We start from the raw sequence: 15900 nt of genomic DNA, 5'->3' as shown, positions 1-15900 counted from the left end.
CGAACATCCGCAGGCCCGCGCCCGGCGTCGCGGGCCTGCGGATGGTCAGACGCTCGTGGTCAGCGGCGCGTCCGCCTCGTCGCTGTCGGCGGCCGGCTCGGAGCGGTGGGCCTCCATCATCCGGGCGCGGCGGCGCTCGGCCACCACGTCGTGGATCCGCCGCTGCATCTGCCGGCGGATCCGGATCATCTCGCTGTTGCTGATCAAACGCTGGCTCCTCCCCCGAAGGCGCGTCCCCCGGGCATACCGGGTATGTGAATAGTAAGACGTACGAGCGAGCGAATTAGTTGCCTTGATCGCAAAGATTTTCTCCGGCTCGCCGGCCTCCGCGCCGCGTCGCCGTCGCTCCACTACGGTGGCCCCATGAGCGAGAGCACCGGGAGGCCGGCTGAGCAGGGGCCGCGGGTCGAGCGCCACCGGGGAGCGGTCACGCTTCGCAACCGGGCGATCCCGAACAGCACCGCGGACCAGCGGCTGCTCGACTCCCGGGGGCGCAGCGACTGGAAGACCAAGGACGCCTGGCGGGCGTTGCGGATCCTGTCCGAGTTCGTCGAGGGGTTCGACACGCTCGCCGACCTGCCGCCCGCGGTCAGTGTCTTCGGCTCGGCCCGCAGCAAGCCGGACAGCCCGGAGTGCCGGCTGGCCGAGGAGCTGGGCGGCGCGCTGGCCCGGGCCGGCTACGCGGTGATCACCGGCGGTGGTCCGGGCGTGATGGAGGCCGCCAACCGGGGGGCCGGCGAGGCGGGCGGCCTCTCCGTCGGGCTCGGCATCGAGCTGCCGTTCGAGCAGGGCCTCAACGACTGGGTCGATCTGGCCATCGACTTCCGCTACTTCTTCGCCCGCAAGACCATGTTCGTCAAGTACGCCCAGGCGTTCGTGGTGCTGCCCGGCGGCTTCGGCACCATGGACGAGCTGTTCGAGGCGCTCACCCTGGTGCAGACCGGCAAGGTGACCCGGTTCCCGGTCGTGCTGATGGGCGCCGACTACTGGGGCGGCCTGCTCGACTGGCTGCGCGCCACCATGGCGGCGGACGGCAAGATCGGCCCGAGCGACCTCGACCTGATCCGCGTCACCGACGACGTCAACGAGGCGGTCCGGCACATCGTGGAGGCCGAGGCGGTGCTCTCCGCCGAGCAGGAGGCGGTACGCGAGGAGGCGGTCGCCCGGGTGGCCGCCGACCAGCAGGCAGCCGCCGAGGCCGCACCCGAGGGCCCGGCCGGGTCGCGTTGACATGGCCGACGTCTGCGTGTTCTGCGCGTCCTCGCGTACCCTCGACGACCGCTGGCTGGCGCTGGCCACCGAGACCGGCGCGGAGCTGGCCCGGCGCGGGCACACGCTGGTCAGCGGCGGCGGCTGTGTCGGGATGATGGGCGCGGTGGCGGACGGTGCGCGGGCGGCCGGTGGTCGCACGCTCGGCGTCATCCCGCAGACCCTGGTCGACCTGGAGGTCGCCGACCTGGCCGCCGACGAGCTGCTGGTCACCGACGGGATGGCCAGCCGCAAGACGCTGATGATCGACCGGTCCGACGCGTTCGTCACGCTGCCCGGCGGGCTGGGCACGCTCGACGAGCTGTTCGAGGTCTGGACCACCGCCACGCTCGCCCTGCACGCCAAGCCGATGGTGCTTGTCGACGCGGACGGCTTCTACCGCCCGCTGCTCGACTGGCTCGGCACGTTGGCCGAGCGCAACTTCCTCAAGCCGGCCGGCCTCGACCTGCTGATGGTCGCCGACAGCGTGCCCGCCGCCCTCGACCTCATCGACGCCCGCCTCACCTGACCCGCCGCGCCCACACCCCGGTGCCGATGCGTGCACGCGGTGGCGCGGCGTCGATTTCCCGGTGTCGTACCGGCGTGGTGGGATGTCGGTGATGCAGGCGTACCGGTTGGTGCGCCGGCCCGGCGACGCGGGGGCGGGGGTCACCCACGATGCCGGGGCGGGGCAGGGGGTGGGCCGGTCCGACGGGCCGGCCGTGTCGGAGCCGCGATCCGGGGGGTCGGCGGTCGATGCCACGCACCCGCGCCGGACGGCAGCCAGGCGACCCGACCCGGTGCAGGCCGAGGTGGTCGCGCACACCGACGGGCCGATGCTCGTCGTCGGCGGTCCCGGCACCGGGAAGACCGCCACCCTGGTCGAGGCGGTCGCCGCCCGGGTGGCCGAGGGCGTCGACCCGGAACGCGTGCTGGTGCTCACGTTCAGTCGGCGCGGCGCCACCGAGTTGCGTCGGCGCATCGAGGCGCGGATCGCCGGCGACGGCCACCGGGCGGTGCGTGAGCCGCTGGTCCGCACGTTCCCGGCGTACGCGTTCGGGCTGCTCCGCCGCGCCGCCGCCGAGCGTGGCGAGCCGTCGCCCCGGCTGCTCACCGGCCCGGAGCAGGATCTGATCATCCGGGAGCTGCTCGACGTGGTCGGCGACGAGCCGGCGGACGACCCGGTCGGCTGGCCGGCGGACCTGCGCCCCGCGCTGCGGACCCGGGCGTTCGCCCAGCAGCTCCGCGACCTGCTGATGCGGGCCGCGGAGCGGGGCGTCGGCCCGGTCGAGCTGGCCCGGCTGGGCGAGAAGCTGGGCCGCGCCGACTGGCCGGCCGCCGCCCGCTTCCTCCGGGAGTACGTCGCCGTCCTCGCGTTGCGCGACGTGAGCAACCGGGGCTCGGTCGCGTACGACCCGGCGGAGCTGGTGCGGGCCGCCACCGGCATGCTGCTCGACGATCCCGAGCTGCTCGCCGCCGAACGCCGCCGCGTGGCCCACATCTACGTCGACGAGCTGGCCGACACGGACCCGGCCCAGGTGGACCTGCTCGCGGTGGTGGCCGGTGGCGGCCGGTCCCTGGTCGCCTTCGCCGACCCGGATTCCTCCACGTACTCGTTCCGCGGCGCCGACCCGGCCGTGGTCGGCACGTTCGCGCACCGGTTCCGGACCGCGTCCGGCGCGCCGGCCGCCCAGGTCACGCTGACCACGTCCTACCGGGCCGGGCCGGAGCTGCTGGCGGCGACCGCCCGGCTGGCCCGGCGGCTGCGCGGCCCGGCGGCGCACCGGCGGCTGCGTCCGCTTCCGGACGCGCCGGCCGGGGCGGTCGAGGTGCGCACGTTCCGCTCGGCGACCAGCGAGTCGGCCTGGCTGGCCCACGCGCTGCGCGAGGCACACCTGCTCGACGGCGTGCCCTGGTCCCGGATGGCGGTGCTGGTCCGGTCCACCGGACGGCAGCTCCCGTCGCTGCGGCGCGCCCTGCACACCGCCGGGGTGCCCACCGTCGTGCACGGCGAGGACCTGCCGCTGCACCTCCAACCGGCGGTGGCCCCGCTGCTGCTCCTGCTCCGCTGCGCGCTCGAACCCGACCGGCTGGACGAGGAGGCGGCGGTGGCGCTGCTGCACTCGCCGCTGGGCGGTGCCGACCCGCTGGCCGAGCGACGACTGCGGCAGGGGATGCGGGCGCTCGCGTTGGCCGGCGGCGACCGCCGTCCCTCCGGCGAGCTGCTGGTGGAGGCGCTGCGCGACCCGGCCGAGCTGGCCGCCGTCGAGCGCCGTTGGGCCGCGCCCGCGCAGGCCGTCGCGCATCTGCTGGCGACCGCCCGGGAGGCCGCCGCCACCCCGGGCGCCACCGCCGAGGACGTGCTCTGGGCGGTGTGGCGGGAGAGCGGGCTGGCCGAGCGCTGGGCCGGCGCCATCACCCAGGGGCGGGAGGCCACCGGCGAGCACGAGACCGCCCGGCGGTGGCGGGCCGACGCCGCCGACCGTGACCTGGACGCCGTACTGGTGCTCTTCGACGCCGCCGCCCGGTTCACCGACCGGCTGCCGGGGGCGCGCACCGAGGTCTTCCTCGACCACGTGCTCGGGCAGGAGTTGCCGGCGGACACGCTCGCCGCCGCCGCCGACCGGGGCGAGGCGGTCCGCCTGCTCACCGCACACGCCGCCAAGGGCCTGGAGTGGGATCTCGTCGCGGTCGCCGGGGTCCAGGAGGGCGTCTGGCCCGACCTGCGGCTGCGCGGCAGCCTGCTCGGCTCCGAGCGGCTGGTCGACGTGCTCGCCGGCCGGGCCGACGGGGCGGGGCTGCGGGCCAGCCTGGTCGGTCAGACGTCCGCGTTGCTGGACGAGGAGCGGCGGCTGTTCCACGTCGCGGTCAGCCGGGCCCGGCGTCGGCTGCTGGTCACCGCTGTCGCTTCGGCGGCGGTCGGTGGCGACGACCACGAGGAGCAGCCCAGCCGCTTCCTGCACGAGCTGGCGGCCGGCGATCCGCCCGCCACCGGCGCCGGCGGCACCGCCCCGCCCGACGACGAGCCGCCCGGTGACGGGCCGTCGGGCGGGGGACCAGCGCCGGACGGGCCGGTGCCGCACGGCGACGACCACCCGTCGGACGCGCCGTCCGGCGCGCTCCCGGTGACGCTGCCGCCGCGCGGGCTCACCCTGTCCGCGTTGGTGGCGGAGCTGCGTACCGCGATCACCGACCCGGCGGCGCCGGTGAGCCGGCGGCGCGCGGCGGCGGGCGAGCTGGCCCGGCTGGCCGCCGCCGGCGTGCCCGGCGCGCACCCGGACGACTGGTGGGGGCTGCGCGGTCTCTCCGACGACCGACCGCTCGTCGACGACGGCGAGCCGGTGCGGGTCACCCCGTCGGCCATGGAGAGCGCGTTGCGGTGCAGCCTGCGCTGGCTGCTGGAACGGCACGGCGGCAGCGGGCCGGCCAGCGCCGCGCAGGGCGTCGGCAACCTGGTGCACGCCGCCGCGATGCTGGCCGAGGACGCGAGCGTCGACCGGGAGACGCTGCTGGAGTACGTTGCCGCCCGGTTCGACGCGATCGAGCTGGCCGCCCGGTGGATGGTCGGCCCGGAGCGGCAGCGCGCCGAGGCGATGGTCGACAAGCTGCTGCGCTGGCTGGCCGGCAACCCGCGCCGGCTGCTCGCCATCGAACACGAGTTCGCGGTGCGCCTCGACGATCCGGCCCGACCGGTCGAGCTGACCGGCCGCGTCGACCGGCTGGAGGTCGACGCCGAGGGCCGGCTCGTGGTGATCGACCTGAAGACCGGCAAGTCCACCGCGGTCACCGAGCGGGAGGTCGCCGAGCACCCGCAGCTCGGGGCGTACCAGGCGGCCGTGGAGGCCGGTGGGTTCGCGGAGTTCGGCGCGGAGTCCGGCGGGGCCGCGCTGGTGCAGCTCGGCACCGGCGCCCGGGACGCCAAGGAGCAGGCCCAGGCCGCGGCCGGGGAGGGCCCGGAGGCCGGCTGGGCCACCGCGCTGGTCCGCCGGACCGCCGACACGATGGCGGCTGCCACGTTCGCCGCCGTCGCCAACTCCAAGTGCCGGGTCTGCCCGGTACGCACCAGCTGCCCGGTCTCCGGCCAGGGCCGCCAGGTCGTCGAGCCGCCCCCGGAGGATCAGGCGTGACCGCGCGGAGCCGGCCGAGGGCCGGACGATGACGATCCAGCCGGCGCTGTTCGGCGCCACCGGCACGCCGCCGCCCACGCCCCGGTCCGCCGACGCCGGGCCCCGCTACACGCCCGTCGAGCTGGCCCGGCTGCTCCGGCTGCCGGCGCCCACCCGGGAGCAGGCCGCGATCATCGCGGCGCCGGTGGAGCCGCTGCTGGTGGTCGCGGGCGCCGGCTCGGGCAAGACCGAGACGATGGCCGCCCGGGTGGTCTGGCTGGTCGCCAACGCGTACGTGCGCCCCGAGCACATCCTCGGGCTCACCTTCACCCGCAAGGCGGCCGGTGAGCTGGCGCACCGGGTGCGGACCCGCCTCGACCAGCTCGTCCGGCGGCTGGGGCGGCCCCGACGGGACCCGCGTGAGGACCCGTTCGCGGGCGAGCCGACCGTCTCCACTTACCACTCGTACGCCGGGCGGATCGTCACCGAGCACGGGTTGCGCGCCGGGTACGAGCCGACCACCCGGCTGCTCACCGAGGCGTCCCGCTGGCAGCTCGTCGACCTGCTGGTGCGCAACTACGACGGCGACATGTCCGAGGTGGACCGGATGCCGTCCACCATCACCGACGCGGTGCTGGCGCTCGCCGGCGAGTTGGACGAGCACCTGGTCGACCCGGACGAGCTGGCCGGCTGGACCGGCCGGTTCTTCGCCGAGGTGCAGTCCCGCCCCGGCCGGGTCTACGCCGACGTGCGCAAGGCGCTCCAGCTCCAGCGGACCCGGCTGAAGCTGCTGCCGCTGGTCCGGGCGTACGCCCGGCGCAAGGACGACTTCGAGGCGATGGACTTCGCCGACCAGCTCGCCCGCGCGGCGCGGGTGGCCCGGGACCACCCGGGCGTCGGCGTGATCGAGCGGGACCGGTTCCGGGTGGTGCTGCTCGACGAGTACCAGGACACCAGCCACGCGCAGGTGGTGCTGCTCAACGCGCTGTTCGGCGGCGGCCACCCGGTCACCGCGGTCGGCGATCCGTGCCAGTCGATCTACGGCTGGCGCGGGGCGAGCGCCGGCACGCTGGACCGCTTCCCCGGTGAGTTCGCCCGCGCCGACGGAACCCCCGCCGAGGTGCTCGGTCTCACCACGAGCTGGCGCAACCGGCCGGAGATCCTCGGCGTCGCGAACGCGCTCTCGGTGCCGCTGCGGGCGGCCGGCGCCCGGGTGCCCGAGCTGCACGCCGCGCTCAGCGTCCGCGAGTCGATCCCGCACCGGACGCCGGGCGGTCGGGCCGCCGGCACGGTGCACTGCGCGCTGCTGCCGACGTACGCCGACGAGGCCGACTGGATCGCGGACAGCGTGCTGGCGGCGTGGCGGGGCGCGGCCGGGATGCCGGGCGCGCTGCCCGAGCACATTCCGGCGGACCGACGGCCGACGACGGCGGTGCTGGTGCGGCTGCGCAGCCAGATCCCGGCGATCGAGGCCGCGCTGCGGGCCCGGGGCCTGCCGGTCGACGTGGTCGGGCTGGGCGGCCTGCTGGACACCCCGGAGGTCCGGGACGTGGTCTGCACGCTGCGGGTGCTGGCCGACCCGACCGACGGGGCGGCGCTGCTGCGGCTGCTCACCGGCGCGCGCTGGCGGATCGGCCCGCGCGACCTGGTCGCCCTGCACCGGCGCGCCAGGGCCATCGCCCGCAGCCGCCGCGAGCTGACCGGTGACGACGGGCCGGAGATCACCGTGGACGTGCTGGACGAGGCGACGCTGGTGGAGGCGCTGGCCGACCTCGGGCCGGCGCAGGCGTACTCGGCGGAGGGGTTCGCGCGGCTGCGGTCGTACGGGATGGAGCTGGCGCTGCTGCGGTACCGGCTGGACCAGTCGCTGCCGGAGCTGATCGCGGACATCGAACGGACCATCGGGCTGGACGTGGAGGTGGCGGTCCGGGCCGGCCGGGACGGCGCCGGCGACGCCGGGCTGGCCCGCGCCCACCTGGACGCGCTCGGCGACGTCGCGGCGCGGTTCAGCGGTGAGACGCCCGGCGCCACGCTTGCCGGTTTCCTCGCCTACCTGTCCGCCGCCGAGGACGAGGAGCGCGGGCTGGCCCCGGGCGAGGTCGAGGTGGTGGCCGGCGCCGTGCAGGTGCTCACCGCGCACGCCGCGAAGGGCCTGGAGTGGGACGTGGTGGCGGTGGCCGGGCTGACCCGCGGTGGATGGCCGGGGCCGGTACGCAACTCCGACCACTGGCTGGGCGGGCTCGGCGTGCTGCCGTTCCCGCTGCGCGGCGACGCGGACGGGCTGCCCGAGCTGGCCCTGCCGGAGGCGGCGGACCAGCGTGCGGTGGCCCGTGCGGTGGCCGCGTTCACCGACGACTGGCGGGCGCACGATGAGCGGGAGGAGCGCCGGCTGGCGTACGTGGCGGTGACCCGGCCGCGTCGGTTGCTGCTCTGCTCCGGCTACTGGTGGGGGGAGGGGACGAAGCGGTTCCGCGGCCCGTCGCCGTTCCTGCGCGAGGTGTACGACGTCGCCCTGGCCGGGACGGACGGGCACGTGGTCGACGCGTGGGCGCCGGAGCCGGCCGGGGACGCGGTGAACCCGACCACCGAGACGGTGCTGCGGGCGGAGTGGCCGGCCGACCCGCTGGGTGGACGTCGGCCGGCGCTGACCGAGGCGGCGGCACTGGTCCGTCGTCACCTGGCCGACCCGGAGGCGGCCCGTCGCGAGGCCGCGCTGCTGGCCGCCGTCGGGTCGACCGCCGTCGGGGTGGCCGCGACCCCGCCGGACGACGCCGACGCGGAGGTCGAGCGCTGGCAGCGGGAGGCCGACCTGCTGCTCGCCGAGCGGGCGGAGCTGGCCCGTCGGGCCGAGGCGGTCGAGGTCGAGCTGCCCGGCCAGCTCTCGGTGACCCAGCTCGTGGCGTTGCGTCGGGACCCGGAGGCACTGGCCCGTGCGCTGCGTCGTCCGATGCCGAGCGCACCCAGCCCGTACGCGCGGCGGGGCACCGCCTTCCACGCCTGGCTGGAGCAGCGCTTCGGCGCCGACCGGCTGCTGGACGTCGACGAGCTCCCCGGTGCCGCCGACGAGGGCGCCGCCCCGGACGGGGCGCTGGCCGAGTTGCAGGAGCGGTTCCTGGCCAGCGAGTGGGCCGACCGGGTGCCGGTGGAGGTCGAGGTGCCGTTCGCCACAGTGATCGGCGGCGTGGTGGTCCGGGGCCGGATGGACGCCGTGTTCGCCCGCCCCGGCGGGCGGTACGACGTGGTGGACTGGAAGACCGGCCGCCAGCCCACCGGACCGGAGGCCGAGGCGGCGGCGGTGCAGCTCGCGGTCTACCGGCTGGGCTGGGCGGAGCTGGCCGGCGTGCCGGTGGAACGGGTCGGCGCGGCGTTCCACTACGTGCGGGACGCGGTGACCGTCCGCCCGGCGGACCTGCTCGACGTCGAAGGGCTGACCGCGTTGGTGACCGCCGTGCCGGAAATTCCGACGTGATCTCCCCACCGGGCGAGATCCGTGGTACGTTGTTCTCGTTGCAGTTTTGGTTTCCAGAGACTCTGTGTGCGCCTGGCGGATTGTGGCCCCAGGCGCTCTTTGTTGTGTCCGGAGTTCTCCGGGCGGGGCGACCAGCAGCGACAGGCACGCCACGCAGCCCATGCGTGGTGGGCTCCTCTCCGGCCCGCAACACGTGCGGGCCGACCGTTCCGTCAAGGAGACGAAACACATGGCAATTGGCACCGTCAAGTGGTTCAACGCTGACAAGGGCTTCGGCTTCATCACCCCGGACGACGGCGGCGCCGACGTCTTCGCCCACTTCTCGGCGATCCAGACCTCCGGCTACCGGAGCCTGGACGAGAACCAGCGGGTCGAGTTCGAGGTGACCCAGGGCCAGAAGGGCCCGCAGGCGGAGAACATCCGCCCGCTCTGATCTTCGGATCAACCGGCACCACCACCGCGCCCCGCCGGGCGTGGTGCACGGGCCGGCCCGCCGCGCCGCCCTCCCGTACGCGGGAGCTGGCGCGCCGAGGCGGGCCGGCCCGTCCCTTTCGGTTCGTGCTTGTGATCACCGGCCACGCCGGTGACGCGCCGTCGCCCGGCGCCCTTCCTCGACACGTGCCGCCTCGAGGAAGGCTTTCCGCATGACCACGACCATGCCCACTTTCGCCGCTACCGGTCTGGCGCCGGCGCTCGTCGCCGAGCTGACCGCGCAGGGCATCACCGCGCCGTTCCCGATCCAGTCGGCGACCCTGCCCGACTCGCTCGCCGGCCGGGACGTGCTCGGCCGCGGGCGGACCGGCTCCGGCAAGACGCTCGCGTTCGGGTTGCCGCTGCTGCACCGGACGGCCGGCCGCCGGGCGCGTCCCGGCCGCCCGCTCGCGCTGGTGCTGGTGCCCACCCGGGAACTGGCCGCGCAGGTGACCGCCGCGCTCACCCCGTACGCCGGCGTGCTCGGGTTGCGCTGCGCCACCGTGGTCGGTGGGCTCTCCCTCACCCGCCAGGCGGACGCGCTGCGGGCCGGGGCCGAGGTGCTGGTGGCCACGCCGGGCCGGCTGCACGACCTGATCGACCGCGGGTCCGCCCGGCTGGACCAGGTCGAGATCACCGTGCTCGACGAGGCGGACCAGATGGCCGACATGGGCTTCCTGCCGCAGGTGACGAAGCTGCTGGAGCAGGTCGCCCCGGGCGGGCAGCGGATGCTCTTCTCGGCCACGCTGGACCGTGGCGTGGACCGGCTGGTCCGCCGGTTCCTCACCGAGCCGGTCACGCACTCCGTGGACCCGGGCACCGCCACGGTCACCGCCATGACGCACCACGTGCTGCACCTGGAGGCGGAGGACAAGCCGGCCGCGCTGGCCCACATCGCCGCGCGGGAGGGCCGCACCATCGTCTTCATCGCCACCAAGCACCGCGCCGACCGGGTGGCCCGCCAACTGCTCGCCAAGGGCGTTCGCGCTGCCGCGCTGCACGGCGGAAAGTCGCAGCCGCAGCGCACCCGGATCCTGGAGCAGTTCCGCACCGGCCAGGTCACCGCGCTGGTGGCCACCGACGTGGCGGCCCGCGGCATCCACGTCGACGGGCTGGACCTGGTGGTCAACGCCGATCCGCCCACGGAGGCGAAGGACTACCTGCATCGGGGTGGCCGGACCGCGCGGGCCGGGGAGTCCGGCACCGTGGTCACGCTCGTCCTGCCGGAGCAGCGTCGGGACGTCGCCAGGCTGATGACCACCGCCGGGATCAAGGCGCAGACCACCCGGGTACGCGCCGGCGACGCGGAGCTGGGCCGGCTGACCGGAGCGCGCGAGCCCTCCGGTACGCCGGTGACCATCGCCGTCCCGCCGCCGGTCGCCGCACACCCCGCCCCGGGGACCCGTCCCCGTCGTCGCCCGCGCCGCCGCTGACCGGACGTTCCGTGTAGGACCGCTGACCTGCCGTCATGGGGTGCCTCGCTGAGTCGGGGATCAGCGAGTGTTCAGTCGGGTGGCCGACTGTCCGCTGTCGTCGGGGCGACGATGCTGGGTCCGTGGGCCGGTCGGGGGACCGGCCGGACACGGAGGGGCGACCATGGCGGGTGACACCGGCCCGGGTGACGGGGCCCGGGAGGTGCTGTTGGTGCTCGCGGTGGCGGGCGCCGGCCTGGCGCTCGCCGTGGTGGCCGCGTTCGGCCCCTGGCATCCGGCGGCGGGCGGTCCGCCGGACCGTGGCGCGGCCCGCACCTTCAACCCCGGCTGATCCATACGGTCAGCCGGGCCTGACGGGGGTCACGCAGGGTGACGTCCGCCGGCGGATGTGCGGCAGGGACGGATATACCTCAGCGGTATAAATATGCCGCTCGGTCATATTGCTCCAGAGGATGCCTTTTCCGGCGGGCCCATCGGTCCGCTCTGTCGTTGGCGGATCTCGGGTCCCGTGCGCCGGTGCGGATCTGGCTGCGGTCTTCGTCGTAGGTACGGCGTGGACCCGGTGGACCTGGTTCTCGATCGACTAGTGCTCGCGGGTCTACGCTGACCCTCGTGCCCCTGCCTGTCGCGTCCAGCGCTCCACGGCTCTCCGCGGTGCCCGCTCACGACTCAGGATGAGGAAAGCCAGCGCTGCGGCCACTGAAAGGAGATACCACCAGACACGCATGTCCTCGAACCTCGGGTCACTGGGAGGAACCAGGACGGCCGAATTCTCGGCGAGCAGGAAACTTCCCCCGGTAAGCAGGAGCAGGGTCAGGGCCACCAGGAGGCCCATGTGGTTCTCGAAGCCGAATCGCTGTGCTCCGGCGGCCATGGCCAGCGCTACCGAAAATATGGCGACTGCCTCTCCCGTCAGGCCCCCCAGAGGCAGGGCTTGCTCAGCGCCAGGAGCTGCCGAAGATTTGGCTAGTAAGAGAACAAGAGCCCACCACGGAAGGGCGGCGGCACTGATCCAGAACACACGGGCCAGCTGGCGGTCAAGGCGGGAGAGCGGTGACACGGACGAGATCGCCGAGGCCGGATCGTGAAGAAGGAAGCCGACGCTCAGCGCACCCGTGACCGCGATTACGCGCAGCATCGAAGCGAGGTCGTCGGATTGGAGCTCCACCGACGAGAGCGCGGGTATTCCTACGATGACGACCCCAGCAAGGGCCGTCAATAGTCCACTCCGCCAGCCCATGGCACGCGCCGTGGGCGCGAGCAATGCGATGAAGGTCATTCCTTCTCCTGGCAACGGCTGTCGCCGACGGGTGGGATCCGAGCGGTAGCAATTCCAAGGATCTCTGCGGCTTGGTGGAGTGTTGTCGATGGCTCGGTCAACTTCTTCCAGGATGCGAACACCTTTTCCCGGGTCGAATTCTCTGGTAGCTCCGACATGGCCCGGAGCAGAACGAACGAGGCATGGGTGAAAGCGACACCCGTGCCGAAGCCGGCCGTGGTCATGAAAACGCCGCCGCCTCCTCTGCTCCTGAGCTCTTCCAGGCCGGCCTTTGCGGATTCCGAGGCTCCGACAGCAATCCAGAGTGTAACGAGCGACTGGGCCCCGCAAACAGCTGCGATATTCGCTGGGGGCGGATTTCCGCTGACCACCGCGTAGGCGAGCCGGCTGGCTAGCCCGAACTCGTCCTCCGGACGGCCCCAAGTCGTCTCTGCGATGACGGCGTTCGGAGTACCGGCCAGTTCGTCGTCACGAGACCAACTGTCGACCGGGGCCTTGGATATCGTTCCTGACCCCAAACCGAGCGGGTTGGCTGCATTGACTCGCTGTCGAACTGCGAGAGGTTGAGCTGCGACGTCCGGTGGCACTCGGGTCAGCGCCCCTCGCGCAATCCGGTCCCACGAGTCGAACCAGGGCTTGAATTCCGGCCACGCGCAGTAGGTGATTTCCGACCTTCGCTCACATACCTGCTGACTGGCCGGCGTGCTTGTTGCAGTAGCGCGAGCCTCGATCACTGTCTGGTCGGGCGGCTTGACTTGAATCCACGCCACCACGCCGACAGCAACCGCGGTAAGAAATGCCGTCACCTTGCTCCACAGTGGTCGGTAACCGCTTGCGAGGAGTGCTGCCAGTGCGATGAGCGCCGTCCCCGCGATCAGATAGAGCAAGTGCCAGTCATCGCGGCGGTCAACCAGTGCCGACGGAATTGGAAGCAGGAAGACTTCGTCATAGGTGACCGGCAGAAGAGCCTGGATTCGAAGGCCGTTGGCCGGTGCGAAGAGCACTGATCCGAAAGTTGCAAAGAAGAGGAGCGCGACGGTTACCGGTCCAGTCACGGTGAGGGCCGTCGCGCTGCCGAGGAGCACTCCGACAGCACCGAGTAGAAGCACTGCGAAAGGGCCGACGGCCATTTCGTGCGGTGCGACGCTACCAACCGCGTGTGGGTCTGCTCCGATCGTCATGACACGCGCGGCGACGATTATGCCGGTGAGTGGCACGAGAGGAACGAGTGCGAGCAGGTGGGCGGCGATCCGCTGTGCGCGGGTAAGCGCCAGTGTAGCGACGAGTGCCTCGGCGCCGTGCCGCGTCGCTCGCGTGACCGCGAGATGACTGACGATGAGGGCAGCGCCCCCCAGGATGAAGGCCGAGGCCAGTTGGACGGACTGATTCACCTCGTGCATGGATGGATATGCCGCTGCCTGATCGCCGAACCAGGTGGGAAGCAGCCAGGCTAGCGCGAGCGTGAGAAATCCGCCGATCATGACAGGATGTCTCAGGAGCCGGATCGCCTCGATTCTAGCGATCCGCAATATTGCCGAGCGAGCAGCTGGCGATTCTCTCGGATGACTTCGGGTGTCCCGCGCATTGGCCACAGTCATACCGGATTCCCCACTCGCGGCCGCTGGTCGAGAAGTAGAATGTATCCATCGTCCAGAGTCGGTTCCACCGTGTCTGCGCCGGGCGGAGGAGTCCCGACATTTCGGTAGTAGCCGGCGCCCGTGCGCCAGCTCGCCAGTGTCTGATCGGTTCTGCTCTGACTCTGCCAGACTCTTCCCCGGGCCAGGTCAACCAGATCCGAGGGGGAGCCGTCGAAGATGATCCGGCCGTGGTTCATCGCGAGGACGTGAGTCGAGATGTGCGCGACATCCTCGGTCTGGTGTGTGGACAAGAGGACCGTCCGTCGTTCTCCAAGATTCGCAATCAGCTCGCGAAACCGCAGTCGCTGCTCAGGATCAAGCGCGACCGTGGGCTCGTCGAGCACCAAGAACTGCGGATCCCCGAGGAGCGCCACGGCGAGGCCGACCCGTTGTCGCATGCCTCCGGAAAGAGCCTTGATCCGGCGGTTCCGGTCGGCGTCGAGGCCGACAAAATTCAGGACGGTTTCGACCTCGCTACGCCGCTGCTCTCGATCGACGATCTTCTTGAGTAACGCCATGTAGTCCAAGAAGGCGGCCACGGAGAAGTTGCCGTAGAGGCCGGTGCGCTGAGGGAGGTAGCCGAGGCGTTCGCGGACCTTCTGTCGTTCCCCGGATGTCTGAATTTCGGTCCCGAGCAGAGCCAGTCTGCCGCTGTCGGGCGGGACTGCGGTCGCCAGCACCTGGAGAAGTGTGGTCTTCCCGGCTCCATTGGGGCCCAGCAGTGCTGTTACTCCGTTTCGGAGACTGAAGGAGACTCCTGCCAGGGCTGTCGTCCGGCCATATTTGAAAGTGATGTTGGAAGCTGAAACGAAAGCCTCGCTCACACTGCTGCCCCACCGAATCTATTGCCGCAAAGGCAGCGCAGGAAAAATTGGTCGCTCAGGGTTGCACTGCTCGGTATAAAGCGTGTCTCGGTCCAACGCGTCACCACGGTGCGCCGCCTCTCGAAAATCAGGCCTTCGATCGCTCGCCGCGAAAGGGTATCACGTGCGGAGAGGGGCGGGCGGCAATGTAGTGTGCCTGCAAATAGCCGAGGTCTCCGGTCGAGCGCAGACGTCTGCCGCGCGTGACCCTTGGACGACGCCCCGATGCCTGATGTGGGCTGCCCACACCCGACGCGTGCCCGGACCAGCCCCTCAGGCATTACGACGGTGGGTGCAGAGGAATGTGAACTGCGGAGAGGCTGGCCGCTGGCGCGCGGTGAACCCTCGGATGACCTGTGCCGTTTCGATGGGCGGGCGCGGCCGGACTGCGAACAGAGTCCTGGCAGGTCAGCCGCAATCCGAGAGTGGCGCGCGAGGTGCGTCTCGCAGGTGCCTGGTTCGCCCGGAGGCTGGCGCGGCTGGCTGTCTGGTGCGGGCATTTAACCAGCTTTCTGCCGGGCCCGCCGGCCCGAGGAGCGGCAGGCCGCCCGGTGCATTCGCCACGGTCCGCAATCTTGTCGTCACCCAGCCCTTGCGGTCGCGTCGATCGTCGTGCAAGGTATAGGCACTCGACGATAAACGGGGAGGCAATCTGTGAATGTGAAAAAACGCCGGAGCATACGTCTTGCTGCCGTGCTGTCAGTCAGTGCCGCAGCTCTGGGTTCGGTGCTTGCGGCGCCGGCGGTTGCTGCCGAGGCGCCCTCGTGCATCGCCACCAGCACCTCGACCTCAGGCATCTACAAGATGTTCTACGCCGACAACAACTGCAGTAACCAGTATCGGATCCGCTTCATCATCGCCTATCACGCGGACTCGGACTGCGGAACCGTTTTCCCGGGGCAGCGCAGGACGATCACTATCGCCAACGGCACGCCGGCATACCTTGAGCGGATCGACCTCTGCTAGGACCTCGGGTTGACCCTCGCTCCTCGCTCGCTTGTGCACAGGCACAAATGCCCCGCGTCATGGAAGGTGAGACTGCATGAAATCGGTCCGTCAATCCCTGGTGGCCTCCACTGTGTTGTCACTCGCAGCGGTGGGTCTCTTCAGCGGCGTCGCTGCCTCGCCAGCGCTTGCGGCCCGGGCCCCGAGTTGTGTCTCCACGGTGACTGACATCGTTGGCCCGTACAAGCATTTTGTGGCGTACAACGGCTGTAACAGCACCCAGCGGATCAAGTTCATTGTGAACTTCGGCTTGGACTCCCCCTGCTACACGCTGGCCCCTGACGAGGGCAAGGGATTCCTGTCGCCCTTGGCCACCACGCTCGACCGCATCGACAGCTGCTGAGAGAGCTGCCCCAAGAGCCGCCTCCGCCCCGGGGGCGGCTCTTGCT

At 72.2% G+C, this 15900-nt stretch carries 13 protein-coding genes; 9 read left to right on the top strand and 4 right to left on the bottom strand.

The genetic code is table 11. From position 1 onward, the window contains the following. Nucleotides 1–45: 45 nt before the first annotated feature. Nucleotides 46–207, bottom strand: a complete 162-nt coding sequence (locus C8054_RS32400; RefSeq protein WP_199199950.1) for a hypothetical protein — start codon at nt 205–207, stop codon at nt 46–48. Nucleotides 208–363: 156 nt separating this feature from the next. On the opposite strand from C8054_RS32400, the gene C8054_RS28010 reads away from it, so the two are divergent. The 7 genes from C8054_RS28010 to C8054_RS32395 all read left to right on the top strand — a co-directional run bounded on the left by C8054_RS28010 (nt 364) and on the right by C8054_RS32395 (nt 11058). Beyond that, nucleotides 364–1230, top strand: coding sequence for a TIGR00730 family Rossman fold protein (locus C8054_RS28010; protein WP_107162077.1), 867 nt, complete (start codon nt 364–366; stop codon nt 1228–1230). A 1-nt stretch (nt 1231) separates the two neighbouring features. Next, nucleotides 1232–1777 carry a TIGR00730 family Rossman fold protein gene (locus C8054_RS28005; protein ID WP_107162075.1) on the top strand — a complete coding sequence of 182 codons (546 nt, stop codon included), beginning with the start codon at nt 1232–1234 and terminating at the stop codon, nt 1775–1777. A 91-nt stretch (nt 1778–1868) separates the two neighbouring features. Continuing rightward, nucleotides 1869–5375 carry an ATP-dependent DNA helicase gene (locus tag C8054_RS28000; RefSeq protein WP_199199953.1) on the top strand — a complete coding sequence of 1169 codons (3507 nt, stop codon included), beginning with the start codon at nt 1869–1871 and terminating at the stop codon, nt 5373–5375. 28 nt (nt 5376–5403) lie between these two features. Next, complete coding sequence (locus C8054_RS27995; RefSeq protein WP_107162073.1) at nt 5404–8823, top strand: ATP-dependent helicase; 3420 nt, start codon at nt 5404–5406, stop codon at nt 8821–8823. Nucleotides 8824–9052: 229 nt separating this feature from the next. After that, nucleotides 9053–9256 (top strand): cold-shock protein, encoded by a 204-nt coding sequence (locus tag C8054_RS27990; RefSeq protein ID WP_013288421.1) that lies wholly within the window; start codon nt 9053–9055, stop codon nt 9254–9256. Nucleotides 9257–9467: 211 nt separating this feature from the next. Further along, complete coding sequence (locus C8054_RS27985; RefSeq protein WP_107162071.1) at nt 9468–10727, top strand: DEAD/DEAH box helicase; 1260 nt, start codon at nt 9468–9470, stop codon at nt 10725–10727. Nucleotides 10728–10890: 163 nt separating this feature from the next. Then, a complete protein-coding gene (locus C8054_RS32395) occupies nt 10891–11058 on the top strand; it encodes a hypothetical protein (protein ID WP_199199949.1) in 168 nt (55 codons plus the stop codon). A gap of 267 nt (nt 11059–11325) precedes the next feature. Here C8054_RS32395 and C8054_RS27980 read toward each other — a convergent pair whose 3' ends face one another. From C8054_RS27980 to C8054_RS27975, 3 genes are all read right to left on the bottom strand, one after another. Next, nucleotides 11326–12006, bottom strand: coding sequence for a hypothetical protein (locus C8054_RS27980; protein ID WP_107162068.1), 681 nt, complete (start codon nt 12004–12006; stop codon nt 11326–11328). Then, on the bottom strand, nt 12003–13487 hold the full coding sequence (locus tag C8054_RS31845) for a hypothetical protein (RefSeq protein WP_146179994.1): 1485 nt from the start codon (nt 13485–13487) through the stop codon (nt 12003–12005). The genes C8054_RS27980 and C8054_RS31845 overlap by 4 nt, the downstream gene beginning before the upstream one ends. 113 nt (nt 13488–13600) lie before the next feature. After that, nucleotides 13601–14467 (bottom strand): ATP-binding cassette domain-containing protein, encoded by an 867-nt coding sequence (locus tag C8054_RS27975; RefSeq protein ID WP_107162066.1) that lies wholly within the window; start codon nt 14465–14467, stop codon nt 13601–13603. A 693-nt stretch (nt 14468–15160) separates the two neighbouring features. Between C8054_RS27975 and C8054_RS27970 the strand changes: the two genes are divergently transcribed. Both C8054_RS27970 and C8054_RS27965 read left to right on the top strand, forming a co-directional pair. Next, entirely contained in the window at nt 15161–15472 is a 312-nt protein-coding gene (locus C8054_RS27970) for a hypothetical protein (protein WP_146179993.1), read from the top strand. Between the two features lie 76 nt (nt 15473–15548). Continuing rightward, entirely contained in the window at nt 15549–15854 is a 306-nt protein-coding gene (locus C8054_RS27965; RefSeq protein WP_107162062.1) for a hypothetical protein, read from the top strand. Nucleotides 15855–15900: the final 46 nt, after the last annotated feature.

Origin of the sequence: Micromonospora sp. RP3T (assembly GCF_003027925.1) — a bacterium.
In the GTDB taxonomy this organism is placed as follows: Bacteria; Actinomycetota; Actinomycetes; order Mycobacteriales; family Micromonosporaceae; genus Micromonospora.
Note: the sequence above shows the minus strand (reverse complement) of the source record. Positions and strands in the feature narration are given on the sequence as shown.